The organism is Chitinophaga niabensis, from assembly GCF_039545795.1.
Taxonomy (GTDB): Bacteria; Bacteroidota; Bacteroidia; order Chitinophagales; family Chitinophagaceae; genus Chitinophaga; species Chitinophaga niabensis_B.
In genome coordinates this window covers 6,888,639-6,901,178 of sequence record NZ_CP154260.1, presented here as the reverse complement: position 1 = coordinate 6,901,178, position 12,540 = coordinate 6,888,639, and the positions used below count along the sequence as shown (strand labels likewise).

10 protein-coding genes are annotated in these 12,540 nt (G+C 45.7%); 8 read left to right on the top strand and 2 right to left on the bottom strand.

Annotation, left to right across the window (positions count from 1 at the left end; all coding sequences use genetic code 11):
* Window positions 1–62: 62 nt before the first annotated feature.
* From AAHN97_RS27855 to AAHN97_RS27845, 3 genes are all read left to right on the top strand, one after another.
* The gene (locus AAHN97_RS27855) at window positions 63–1,508 is read left to right on the top strand and encodes an LptF/LptG family permease (protein WP_343305340.1); all 1,446 of its coding nucleotides are present in this window, start codon (window positions 63–65) and stop codon (window positions 1,506–1,508) included.
* 36 nt (window positions 1,509–1,544) lie between these two features.
* A complete protein-coding gene (locus tag AAHN97_RS27850; RefSeq protein ID WP_343305339.1) occupies window positions 1,545–2,213 on the top strand; it encodes a phosphatase PAP2 family protein in 669 nt (222 codons plus the stop codon).
* A gap of 81 nt (window positions 2,214–2,294) precedes the next feature.
* The gene (locus AAHN97_RS27845; RefSeq protein WP_343305338.1) at window positions 2,295–3,932 is read left to right on the top strand and encodes an ArnT family glycosyltransferase; all 1,638 of its coding nucleotides are present in this window, start codon (window positions 2,295–2,297) and stop codon (window positions 3,930–3,932) included.
* Between the two features lie 30 nt (window positions 3,933–3,962).
* Here AAHN97_RS27845 and AAHN97_RS27840 read toward each other — a convergent pair whose 3' ends face one another.
* Window positions 3,963–4,685 carry a superoxide dismutase gene (locus AAHN97_RS27840; RefSeq protein WP_343305337.1) on the bottom strand — a complete coding sequence of 241 codons (723 nt, stop codon included), beginning with the start codon at window positions 4,683–4,685 and terminating at the stop codon, window positions 3,963–3,965.
* Between the two features lie 695 nt (window positions 4,686–5,380).
* Between AAHN97_RS27840 and AAHN97_RS27835 the strand changes: the two genes are divergently transcribed.
* From AAHN97_RS27835 to AAHN97_RS27815, 5 genes are read left to right on the top strand one after another with little or no spacing between them, the layout of a single operon-like run.
* The gene (locus AAHN97_RS27835) at window positions 5,381–6,481 is read left to right on the top strand and encodes a ThiF family adenylyltransferase (RefSeq protein ID WP_343305336.1); all 1,101 of its coding nucleotides are present in this window, start codon (window positions 5,381–5,383) and stop codon (window positions 6,479–6,481) included.
* A 28-nt stretch (window positions 6,482–6,509) separates the two neighbouring features.
* Window positions 6,510–7,205: a hypothetical protein gene (locus tag AAHN97_RS27830; RefSeq protein ID WP_074240849.1), complete on the top strand. Its 696-nt coding sequence runs from the start codon at window positions 6,510–6,512 to the stop codon at window positions 7,203–7,205.
* Between the two features lie 55 nt (window positions 7,206–7,260).
* The gene (locus AAHN97_RS27825; protein ID WP_343305335.1) at window positions 7,261–9,423 is read left to right on the top strand and encodes a sensor histidine kinase; all 2,163 of its coding nucleotides are present in this window, start codon (window positions 7,261–7,263) and stop codon (window positions 9,421–9,423) included.
* Between the two features lie 14 nt (window positions 9,424–9,437).
* On the top strand, window positions 9,438–10,535 hold the full coding sequence (locus AAHN97_RS27820) for a sensor histidine kinase (protein WP_343305334.1): 1,098 nt from the start codon (window positions 9,438–9,440) through the stop codon (window positions 10,533–10,535).
* Window positions 10,519–10,935: a response regulator gene (locus AAHN97_RS27815; protein ID WP_074240852.1), complete on the top strand. Its 417-nt coding sequence runs from the start codon at window positions 10,519–10,521 to the stop codon at window positions 10,933–10,935. The genes AAHN97_RS27820 and AAHN97_RS27815 overlap by 17 nt, the downstream gene beginning before the upstream one ends.
* A gap of 55 nt (window positions 10,936–10,990) precedes the next feature.
* On the opposite strand, the gene AAHN97_RS27810 is transcribed toward AAHN97_RS27815, so the two are convergent.
* Window positions 10,991–12,505 carry a trypsin-like peptidase domain-containing protein gene (locus AAHN97_RS27810; RefSeq protein ID WP_343305333.1) on the bottom strand — a complete coding sequence of 505 codons (1,515 nt, stop codon included), beginning with the start codon at window positions 12,503–12,505 and terminating at the stop codon, window positions 10,991–10,993.
* Window positions 12,506–12,540 lie beyond the last annotated feature (35 nt).

Genomic DNA, 12,540 nt, shown 5'->3' with positions numbered 1-12,540 from the left:
CAAAAGTATACTGAATATCAGGCAGTTTTACATTTTTCATTTTTATTTTTCATTCACCAACTGTGAAGAAACTCGATAAACTCATCATTAAAACCTTCATAGGGCCATTTATCGCCACATTTTTTGTGACGCTTTTTGTTCTCATCATGCAATTTGTATGGAAGTACATTGATGACCTGGTAGGTAAAGGACTGGATACACCGGTGATCGTAGAACTGCTGGCTTATACCAGCGCAGGGCTGGTTCCGCTGGCAATGCCGCTGGCTGTGTTACTGTCTTCCATCATGACCTTCGGAAACCTGGGGGAGAGTTTTGAACTGGTAGCCATCAAGTCCTCCGGCATTTCCCTGCTGCGTTTCATCAGGCCTTTGTTTATCCTTTCCTGTATCATCGCACTCGGTGCCTTCCTTTTTTCCAACTACATTATTCCTATTGCCAACCTTCGCGCAAAATCTCTTTTATACGATATCACACAATCCAAACCGGCCTTCAATATCAAACAGGGGGTGTTCTACACGGATATTCCCGGTTATGTGATCAAGGTAGCGCGTAAGGAGCCAGACAATAAAACCATTCACCAGGTAATGATCTATGACCGCACAGCCGGTACCAGGAATGAAAGACTGATCCTGGCGGAAAAAGGGCTCATGGAATTGTCGCAGGACAAACGTTACCTGAACTTTACACTGGAGAACGGCTGGCGCTTTGAGGACAAAAGTGATCCCCGCGGTACTGGCAACAATGAACTGGTGCGCGTAGGCTTCAAGAAATACAAAATGCCTTTCGACCTTGCTTCTTTTGCGTTCGACCGCTTACCGATGGACCTCTTTGCTTCCAACCAGCAAATGCTGAATATCCGCCAGCTGGATGAAGGGATCGATTCCTTATACCGCGTGGATTCAACATTCGGGCGTACTACAAGCGCCTATATTTCAACCCGTTACCCTTTCTACAAATGGAAAGACACGGGCTGGATGGCCCTGGCGCCTCCTTTAAAAGCAGCTGCTTTCTATGATATCATCCCTGCAAAATCCAGGCGTTATGTGCTGGACAGGGTGGAATCCAACATCCGTGATGCAGAAAGCAGCCTTACTACCACCGCAAAAGATTTCTCCGATAACTTCAAAAGAATACTTCTTTTTAAAGTGGAATGGCAGCGGAAATTCTCGCTGGCACTGGCTTGCGTGGTTTTATTCCTCATCGGGGCACCACTTGGTTCAATAATTCGTAAGGGTGGCTTAGGTACTCCGCTCGTTTTTGCCGTTATATTCTTTGTGATCTTCAATATATTCTTTATGTTGGGGGAGAAAATGGCCAGGAATGATGTGATGGCCACCTGGAGTGGGATGTGGCTGGCCAATATAGTGCTGCTGCCTATTGCTATTTTCCTTGTGGTAAAAGCCATGAACGATTCCAACCTGTTCAACCAGGAGTTTTATTACAGATCATACAAACGTTTTAAACAATATATCCAGAGAAAACGAAATAAACACGAAATAAGCGCATAGTTAACACACACATTACGGACCTACAACTTACAACGCATGCTGAAAACACTGGCAACACTGGTGGCTAAGAACCGTTATTTTTTTATCCCATTCCTCCTATGGCTGATCATTGGCGGAGCCCTATTGACGATATTTACAAAGGACCAGCTGTTCCTTGCAGTGAATGGTACACATAATCCTGTTGCGGATATCCTGGTCACCATCAGTACTTATGTGGGTAATGGCCTGCTCTTCGGGCTGATCCTTGCTTTCTTCCTTTTTAAGCGCCAGTGGCGGAATTTCTTTATGGGTGCTGCTGCTTTTCTGCTGGTAACACTCATCGTGCAGTTCCTCAAACGCGCATTCAGTGAACCCAGGCCTATCTCCTATTTCCCGGATCCCTCCATTCTTCATATCCTGCCCTGGATCAGTGTGCATAGCGGACTGAGCTTTCCTTCGGGCCATACCTCTACGGCATTTGCCATGTACTGTTTCATTACATTGATGTGGAGCAATAAGAAAATGGGCTGGGCGTTGTTCCTGCTTGCACTGAGCACGGCACACTCCCGTTTGTATCTTAGCCAGCACTTCTTCGCAGATGTATATTGGGGCAGCATTATCGGCACTTTATGCTGTACGCTTGTTTACTGGTTGTTTGAATACAGAAAGAGTCAGACACCGGGAACTACGTGTATCCACAACACGGTAATCACACCTTCTGCGTGAAATATATAAATAACAGAATAATTAAGGTTTCTTTGCGAACTTAGCATCTCAACAATAGAGAAGCATAAATCGTACATCCTGATGAAGTATCTTTTGATCGCAATCGTTGCGGCCCTGTTATTCATTCCCTTCCTGGGTGCTGTGCATCTGTTCGACTGGGACGAGATCAATTTTGCAGAAGCTGCGAGAGAAATGATCGTTACCGGCAATTACTCCCAGGTGCAGATAGACTTTCAGCCATTCTGGGAAAAGCCTCCTTTATTTATCTGGATGCAGGCCATCAGCATGAACATCTTTGGCATCAATGATTTTGCAGCGCGCCTGCCCAATGCTATTGTTGGGATTGCCACGTTACTTACTTTCTTTCATATCGGTAAAAAACAGGTAGATGAAAAGTTCGGCATCTGGTGGGCAATCGTGTATGCCGGTTCCTGGTTACCGCATTTCTATTTTAAATCCGGGATCATAGATCCTACTTTCAACTACTTCATTTTCGTTGCATTATACTTTGCTTCCAGGATATCATGGTCTGCGAAACCTACGCGCATGGCTATTTTCAGTGGTATCTTCTTAGGGCTGGCAGTGCTCACCAAAGGGCCTGCTGCTTTCCTTATTGCTGTGCTGGCCTTGCTGGTTTACTGGATCGTGAACAAATTCCGCATCCAGATAAAGATCGTACACCTGTTGCTGATCATGGTGTTCTCTTTACTGACCACCGCTTTGTGGTTTGGTTATGAAATAGCCGCACACGGATGGTGGTTTGTGAATGAATTTGTTGTTTACCAGTGGCGGCTTTTCAGCACACCGGATGCAGGGCATGGCGGGCCATTCTTTTATCACTGGATCGTATTGCTGATAGGTTGTTTCCCGGCCAGCATCTTCCTGCTCAGTTATTTTCAAACCAGCCGTACAAAATCCATTTACCTGCAGCAATCAGGTGAATCCAAAGATTTCAGGATATGGATGTGGGTGTTATTCTGGGTAGTGTTATTGCTGTTCTCCATCGTTAAAACAAAGATCGTTCACTATTCTTCCCTCTGTTATTTCCCGCTGAGTTACCTCGCGGCTTTACAGATCTACCGGTTACTGGAAGGAAGGTTCAGCCTTAAAGGCTGGAATATCAGCATCATCATGGTGATAGGGATCATCCTGGGCCTGGCCATTGGCTTACTGCCACTGGTGGGTATTTACAAACATGAACTCATTCCTCATATCGGCGATCCTTTTGCGCGGGCCAACCTGGAAGCAGATGTGCATTTCAGCTTCGGGGAAATGGGTTACGGGATTGGCTATATGATACTGGTGATTGTGAGCTGCGTATTACTGTTTAACAAAAAAGTAAAACAGGGCCTGCTCTGCCTTTTCATCAGTACCATCTTTATACTGGAAGCAACAGTGTTGAACTTTGTACCCAAAGTGGAGAAATTCTCACAGGGTGCAGCCATTGAATATTTTGAATCGTTTATCGGGAAAGACGTGTATGTGCATCCTTTGAGCTATCACAGCTATGCGCATCTTTATTATACCAGGAAGCAGCCCGGCGGGGATACTGCATACTATAAGGATAATCAGAAAGACAATAAATGGTTGCTGGAAGGCCCCATTGATAAACCGGCTTACTTTATCTGCCGGATCCAGGATTCAGCTCCCTGGCGGGCACATCCCAACCTGGAGGTGACGGGTGAAAAGAATGGATTTGTATTCTTCAAAAGGAAATAACAAAAAAGCCCCGGTACATTGGGGCTTTTTTTATTTTTTGGCGGCATCGTACCGCTTTTCTACTTCGTTCCAGTTGATCACATTCCAGAAGGCGGCCACATAATCAGGGCGTTTGTTCTGGTATTTCAGGTAATAAGCATGTTCCCAAACATCCAGTGCCAGGATGGGTTTGCCGGTTTCTTTCACCAGTTGCGTCATCAGGGGATTATCCTGGTTAGGGGTGTTGATCACGGCCAGCTTACCATCTTTCTTCACGATCAGCCATGCCCAGCCTGAACCGAATTGGGTTTTAGCCGCATCGTTGAACTTTGTCTGGAATGCTTCAAATGAGCCGAAGCTGGCATTGATAGCAGCCGAGAGCTTTGCAGAAGGAGTGGTTTTCTGTGCACCCAGCAGGGTCCAGAAAAGGCTGTGATTGAAGTGCCCTCCTCCGTTGTTGCGGATAGCGGCTTCCTTAGCGGTCACTTTTGCGAGGATCTGCTCCAGTTCCAAACCTTCCAGCGGGGAACCTTTAAGCGCATCGTTCAGGTTCTTCACATAGGCGGCATGATGCTTATCGTGGTGGATCTCCATCGTCATTTTGTCGATATATGGTTCCAGCGCATCAGTTGCATAGGAAAGTGCAGGCAGCGTAAAGGGTGCTTTTTCCGTTAACAGGGCTTTCTTATTCTCCGCGGCAAACAATCCTTTTGGATCAGCCATTGCGGCTAAACCGGCCAGACTGGCCACTTTGAGGAATTCTCTTTTATGCATATGTTTATTATTGATCTTACAAATCTAAAAGATAGCAGGTAATTCAGCGCAAATTTTACACCAAGTTTAAAGCATGTGTTACAACATACATTTTATTCATAATATCATATTATCCTTACTTTTGCGATATGATTAAAATAAAGAAGAAGATTATAGTTTAATTTGAAATTAATTGCTATTTTACTTTTATATTCATGTGTTGTTGTTGTAGTATTTAATCATTATCGAAAAGATGAAGTCAAATATCCCTGGCAGATGGCCCGGCCCTGCTGCCCCGGTAAGCAAGGCTCCGGATGCCGCCCTGTACTATCCTAACCGGCAGACGCCGGTTCTCGTCCATCCCCATCAGAATTTGAATGTTGGAATAATCTTACCGGCAAACGACTGTTTTGCTTACTTCGCCTGAAGAGGAGAAGGAAAATTTGATTTTAGCACAACTTGAAAAAACAATCCGTCAACTGATCTAACCACTTTTCCCGATAACAGGGTTAAGCGGTCTTTTGGCATTTTGGCAACTGGTATTTTCGTTATTACTTTAAATATTGAAAGGATAAAGGAGGAGCGCATCTTCCTTTTGTGGACATGGTTTTGGTGAAGTCCTTATACTTTGGCCCGTAAAAAATTAACCTGACAAGAAGAAAAGAGAACCGAGACAGGCAAAATTATTCACCTAGTAAATCAAGTCCAGAAGCAGCATGATTCAGGATCGCGTACAGAAGACAAGGCATGAGCCGTTGACCTATTTGCCATTTTTTTACCGGCCCACCATTGGGAAGGAGAAGGAGGCCCTGCTGAAATTGTTGCAGGATAACCCGCAGATAAGCGTCTATGATGAGTTAGAAGGTCAGTTAAAGGAATTGATCAAGAGTAAACATCCATCACGGCCATTAACGGCAGAAGAGTCAGCCGCCGCCATTAAAACACACCTGGGAGGTATTGCCCCGGAAGATTACGGTGTATGGGTATATTATCCATGGGCAGGAAAAGTTGTACACCTGCTGGACGAACAAGAGTTTATTACCATGCGCACCTCGCGCAACCTGCATAAAATAACTATTGAGGAGCGAGACATTCTGGGAAGCAAACGAATTGGGGTGATCGGTTTGTCTGTGGGGCAGACGATTGCCTTAACTTTGACGATGGAACGGATCTGCGGAGAGCTCAGGCTGGCAGATTTCGATACTGTTGAGCTTTCCAATCTGAACCGGCTCCGTACCGGAGTTTTTAACCTTGGCCTTCCCAAAGTGATCATAGCTGCCCGGGAAATCCTGGAGCTGGATCCTTTCATGAAAGTGAAGTGCTATACGGATGGTGCCACAGAAGAAAACCTGCATGGTTTCTTCACAGAAGGGGGCAAACTGGATGTATTGGTAGAAGAATGTGATGGCGTGGATGTGAAGATCCTCAGCAGGATCAGGGCCAAAGCACTGAAAGTTCCCGTAGTGATGGACACTAACGACAGGGGCATGCTGGATATTGAACGTTATGACCTGGAAGAGGATTACCCTCTCTTACATGGCCTGATACCAGACATCGCAGACCTGAGCGTATTACGCAACCTTACCAATGAAGAAAAGATACCCATTCTGGGGCCTATGGCTGGTATGAAAGATATGAGCCCCCGGATGAAACAATCGCTTGGAGAGATCGGTAAAACGATCACAACCTGGCCGCAACTGGCTTCCTCCGTGATGCTCGGCGGGGCACTTGTGGCAGATACCTGCAGAAGGATCCTGTTGGGTGAGCTGCAGTCATCAGGCAGGTATTATGTAGACTTTGATCAACTCATTCAATAATGCCCACAGTAAACAAAAAGAGCAATCAATGAGTGCATCGATAAATGTAAGGGCTTTTATGGCGCCGGATGATCCGGAAGCGTGCATGCGGTTCTATGAGGGCCACAGCAAGCTATTACAGATCTACTTCGGGATCAATAAGATCACTTCCGGAAATGTAGACTGGATCTCTCATAAGAACACCGTTGTGGTGATCGTGGAAGATGATACCGGTACAAAAACCTATGGTGGTGCAAGGGTACAGATGGCAGATGGGGTATTACCCTTGCCTATTGAACTGGCTATCGGTAAATACGATCCAAAGATCTATTCGGATGTAAAGATCGGCAGCGCAGAGATCTGCGGCCTGTGGAATTCAAAGGAAGTAGCAGGCATGGGTATTGGAAGTCTCATCCTGAGCAGGGTATGCGTGGCACTCATGACCCAGCTACCCGTAGATAATGTACACGTACTCTGTGCCCCCATTACAACCCGGGGGGCCAAACGAGTTGGTGCCGTGATCGATACCTCCCTGGGAAATGAAGGTGTGTTCTATTACCCTAAAGACGACCTGGTAGCTACTGCCATGATTATCAGAGATGTGCATGAAGTGTCCAGCGCGGACCAGAGCGAAAGAGACCTTATTTTTAACCTGAGAAAAAACCCTAACCAGATACGGGTAGAAACCGGCCCCAAAGGATCGTTTGAAGTAAATTATCAGCTAGGGCTCCCGCAATGGGTATAAACTATTATGTTTGCTGCGCAAAGCGCAGTAACTTAATGTTCAATTTCGTATTCCAATGCCTATACGCTTTTTCGTTTTAGTATTCCTTGGCCTGCTCTGGAGCCAATATTCCAAAGCAGGTGAACCCGTCGTATTCAGAGATAGCTCCAAACTCATGCAAATAGGAGCATCATTGGAACTCTATAGTGACAGTAGCAACAAGCTTACCATCAACGATATCATTAAACAGCGCTTCCTGCCATCCGGCCAGGAAGTTCCCAACCTCCAGATCTCCGCTTTCACCAACTGGGCAAAGTTTTCCATCAAAAACGAAACGGATGTGAACCGGCTTTTGCTGGAAGTGGAATACCCTACCATTGACGAGATCACTTTATACGAAGCGCTGCCGGGCGGCGGATATAAAACAGTAGCGCTGGGGCAGCTCAAACCATTTAAAGAACGGCCTTACAATCATCAGAACTACATATTCCCGCTGGAGATCCCAAAGGGTGAAACCCGCGAATTCTATTTTGAAGTGAGGGCCGGCGAACAGGCACAGCTGCCGGTTTACCTGGGTGTGGAAACCACCATGAACTTCAAGAACACGGAACGAAACTTCATATTCGGCCTTTACATCGGCATCATTCTCGTAATGGCGCTGTACAACCTTTTTATCTATATCTCCATCAGGGACACCAGTTACCTGTATTACGTGGGTTACATCATCTGCGTAGGACTAACACAGGCATCGCAGCAGGGCTATACTTTCCGTTTCCTCTGGCCCAACAACACCTGGTTTGCCACACACGATACCTTGCTGATACCCATTTTCAATGGTATCACGGCCGCCATATTCATTCAGTCTTTCTTACATACACGCGAGAAATACAAAGTAGGGCATACCATCCTTACCGCCGTGGTGGTGGCTTACCTGCTTTGCCTGATCCCCACTTTCCTGGATCAACATCTGATTGCCAACATGATGACCCAGATGACGGCCATGTCCGCTTCCTTGCTGGCCATTTTTGTAGGCATCAAAGTAAGCCTGAAAGGATTTATCCCTGCCCGTTACTTCCTGGTGGCATGGGGCATTTTCCTCACCAGTGTGGTAGTGTTTGTAATGCGGAACTTTAATGTGCTGCCTTATAACGACTTTACTTACTATGCCCTGCAGGTAGGTTCTGCAGCAGAAGTAACCCTGCTGTCTTTCGCACTGGCCAATAAGATCAATATCTACCGGAAAGAGAAAGAAGAATCGCAGGCCATGGCCCTGCTGGTATCCCAGGAAAATGAGCAACTCGTGCGCGAGCAGAACATTATACTGGAAGCCAAAGTGCAGGAAAGAACAGAAGAGCTGCAAACCAGTAATAAAGAGCTGAACAAAGTGCTTACCAACCTCAAAGAAGCGCAAACGCAACTGGTGGAATCTGAGAAAATGGCTTCGCTCGGTCAGCTTACCGCCGGTATTGCGCATGAGATCAATAACCCTATTAACTTCGTTACCTCCAATATCAAACCCCTGAAACTGGACTTCGAAGACCTCAAAGGCCTGCTGAAAAAGTACGAAGAGCTGGGGCCCAATGGGAATATAGAAGAGCAGTTAAAGGAAATAGACCGCTATAAACAGCAGATAGATATCGAATACGTACACACGGAGATAGATTCCCTGATCAAAGGAATTGAAGATGGTGCCAACCGTACGGCAGAGATCGTAAAAGGCCTCAGAACATTCAGCCGCCTGGATGAAAGCGATCTTAAATCCGTTGATATTCATGAAGGTATTAATTCCACGCTGGTGCTGCTCCGCAATACCATGCCCAAGAATGTGACCGTCATACAGGACTTTGGGGAATTACCCAAGATTGAATGTTATGCCGGTAAACTGAACCAGGTTTTCCTCAATATCATCAACAACGCATTGAATGCCATTAAGATGAAGCCGGTTCAGGGAGATGAAAAACTGACCATTACCACCCGCCTGATGGAAAACAAACAGGTGAGCATAGGGATCAGGGATACCGGCATCGGCATGACGGACAAGGTGAAAGAGCGGATCTTTGAGCCTTTCTTTACAACGAAAGACGTAGGCGAAGGAACCGGTTTAGGCCTGTCCATCGTATTTAGCATAATCGAGAAACATCAGGGTAAGATACTGGTAGAATCCACACCGGGTATAGGAACGGAATTTATTATATATTTACCTCAGAATGTGCCAAGTACTCAGAGTTATATGTCCTAACTAATAAACCCTCAATGAAAAATAACCGAATCAGGATACTGTACATCGATGATGAGGTACACAACTTAAATGCCTTCCGCGCCAACTTCCGGAGGAGTTATGAGATCTATACTGCCAACTCTGCTGCAGAAGGTATGCAGGTACTGAAAGGCATAGAAGTACACATCATCATAGCGGACCAGAAGATGCCTACCACTACGGGAGTAGAATTCTTCAACGAGATCAAAGACATCTTACCAGACCCCATCCGCATTCTGCTCACCGGTTACACCGATGTGGAAGACATTATTGATGCCATTAACAAAGGGCATATCTTCTCCTACATCAAGAAACCCTGGGATGAACATGAACTGTTCAAAACCATTAATAACGCTTACGAGATATACTCCGCCAGGAAACAGCTCAAGGAAAAAGTGGCAGAGCTGGAGAAAACAAATGATGAACTGAACCGTTTCATTTACTCCACCTCACATGATCTCAGGGCACCACTGATGAGTGTTCAGGGTATCATTAACCTCAGCCGGCTGGACCAAAGCCTTACAGATCCGCAGGGCTATATGAACATGATAGAGGTCTGCATTACCCGGCTGGACAGTTTCATACAAAAGATCATTGAATACTACCGTAATTCCCGGCTGGACCTGGAATACGAGAAAATAGATTTTGAAGCCCTCATTAACGACTGTATAGATACTTTCAAACACCAGAACACTACCATCAGTTTCAAGGTAAAGATCGATCAGCATGTGCCGTTCAAGGGGGATTTCTTCAGAATAAGTGTCATACTGAACAATCTTATCTCAAATGCCGTTAAATATCAGAAACCGGAAGAAGCATATCCTCAGGTGAACCTGAATGTAGTAGTAGAACCCCATAAGGCTACCATCCGGATAGAAGATAACGGGATAGGCATCCTGAGTGAGCATCTGAGCAATATCTTTAAAATGTTCTTCCGTTCAAAGAATAACAATAAACCCGGAAGTGGCATTGGTTTATACATTGTAAAGGAAGCTTTAAGCAAGATCGGTGGAACTATCAGTGTAGATTCCCGTTACGGAGAAGGCACACAATTTGAAATTTCTATTCCAAACAGAAATGAATTCGATTCCTGATCTTCGCGTCATACTGATAGATGATAACGACATCGATCTGCTACTGCATGAACGGCTGATATCCATACAGCAGATCAGCAGAACAATCCTCGCATTCAGTAATGCCAATAAAGCACTGGAGTTCCTTTCCAGCAATATCACTTTACCGCACATCCCCCCTACTGTTATTCTGCTGGATATTCAGATGCCGGAAATGGACGGGTTTGAATTCCTGCGGTCTTTTGACTCCTATCCTCAGAAGATCAAGAACCAGGTGTACATCATCATGGTTTCCTCTTCACTTGATTTTGGCGACATTTCCCGTACCAATGCCAATCCGCTGGTGGTAAGATTATTAAAGAAACCCCTGCAGCCAAAGGAATTGAAAGAAGTGATAGAGAACATCTTTAAAGAACAATAAAAAAAGGCCTCCTCATAAAAATGAAGAAGCCTTTTCAGTTTTAATCCTTAAACCCTTATCTGTTAAAATCGTTGATCCCGTAGTAATAAACATTTCCACTGCCGGGGTAAGTACCTTCGATCTGAAAATTTCCATTTTGTTTTGCGAGCGCTGCTTTCAGCTCATCCAGGTTCTTTACCGGAATTCCACCCACTTTGGTGATCACAAATCCTTCCTTCATATTCGTTTGGGCATCTAATACGCCATCGCTGATATCCGTTACCTGTAATCCGCCGGCGATACCCAGTTTCCTGGCCTGTTCCGGGGAAAGGGGTTTAAGTTCAGCACCAAGGGATTCAACCGCAGCAGCCATCTGACTGGCCATAGCGCCCATTTTTCCTTTCAGTGTAACATTCACCACATTTTCCTTTCCAGCTCTTAACAAGGTAAGACTCACTTTATCTCCCGGTTTCTGACGGGCGATCTGTTCAGACAGTTGTGCGCCTGAAGTAACTGCCACATCATTCACTTTCGTGATCGCATCTCCTTTTTTCACACCGGCAGCTGCTGCTGCACCACTCGGATCTGTATCCACTACAAACACCCCATTCAGGTTATCTGGGATACCTAATTCTTTCTTCTGTGCATTTTCCAGGTTCTCAGGCGCCATGCTGATGCCAAGGTATCCGCGTTGTACGGAGCCATACTTCATAATATCCCCTATCACCTTTTTCATGAGGTTAGAAGGAATGGAGTAAGCATACCCTGCATAGGAACCTGTAGGAGAAGCAATCGCTGCGTTAATACCTACCAGTTCACCATTTGTGTTCACCAATGCGCCACCACTGCTACCAGGGTTCACTGCAGCATCTGTTTGCAGGAAAGCTTCTACCGGGGCAGAGCCTTGCCTGTTAATACCAATGTTGCGGGATTTGGCACTGATAATACCTTGTGTAACGGTTACATCCAGGTTCAGCGGATAACCAATGGCCAGTACCCATTGCCCTAATTTAGTTTCGTCTGAATTACCCAAAGGCATTACAGGCAAACCTTTTGCATCGATCTTCACCAATGCCAGGTCTGTATTAGGGTCTGTACCTATTACTTTTGCGGAGTAGTTCTTACGGTCATTCAGTGTTACGGTCACTTCTGTTGCACCATCCACCACGTGGTTATTGGTAACAATGTATCCATCTTCACTAATGATCACACCTGAACCGGAAGCTTTCTGGTCCGGACGGCGGAATTGGCGGGAACCGCCTTCATCGCCAAAGAACCGTTGAAAAATATCATCATCCATACCAAAGGGATTATCTCCCCGCTGGCCACGTTGTTGTATGCTGGCCTGTTTGAACTTAACAACGGTTCTGATATGTACCACAGAAGGAACCGCCGTACCTGCTGCTCTTTCAAAATCTACCGGTTGTGCTGCATTTGCGGAAGAACCGGTATAAGAAGTTTGAACAAGGGGCTTGGGATCATCCTGTAAGATACTGTTGTAGGGCTTGTTGGTGGTAGCGCTGATAGCGTACCCTCCTGCAACCCCTGCCGCAACTAATGCTATGGCGGCAAATGTGAATTTCTTATTCATAGTATCCAGTTTTTTAATTGATACCGTAAAATTCA

Excerpts from the sequence above, each read along its gene's own strand:
- AAHN97_RS27850 (WP_343305339.1), top strand. The coding sequence starts at position 1,545 with ATGCTGAAAACACTGGCAACACTGGTGGCTAAGAACCGTTATTTTTTT.
- AAHN97_RS27840 (WP_343305337.1), bottom strand. The coding sequence starts at position 4,685 with ATGCATAAAAGAGAATTCCTCAAAGTGGCCAGTCTGGCCGGTTTAGCC.
- AAHN97_RS27820 (WP_343305334.1), top strand. The coding sequence starts at position 9,438 with ATGAAAAATAACCGAATCAGGATACTGTACATCGATGATGAGGTACAC.
- AAHN97_RS27815 (WP_074240852.1), top strand. The coding sequence starts at position 10,519 with ATGAATTCGATTCCTGATCTTCGCGTCATACTGATAGATGATAACGAC.
- AAHN97_RS27825 (WP_343305335.1), top strand. The coding sequence starts at position 7,261 with ATGCCTATACGCTTTTTCGTTTTAGTATTCCTTGGCCTGCTCTGGAGC.
- AAHN97_RS27845 (WP_343305338.1), top strand. The coding sequence starts at position 2,295 with ATGAAGTATCTTTTGATCGCAATCGTTGCGGCCCTGTTATTCATTCCC.
- AAHN97_RS27810 (WP_343305333.1), bottom strand. The coding sequence starts at position 12,505 with ATGAATAAGAAATTCACATTTGCCGCCATAGCATTAGTTGCGGCAGGG.
- AAHN97_RS27835 (WP_343305336.1), top strand. The coding sequence starts at position 5,381 with ATGATTCAGGATCGCGTACAGAAGACAAGGCATGAGCCGTTGACCTAT.
- AAHN97_RS27830 (WP_074240849.1), top strand. The coding sequence starts at position 6,510 with ATGAGTGCATCGATAAATGTAAGGGCTTTTATGGCGCCGGATGATCCG.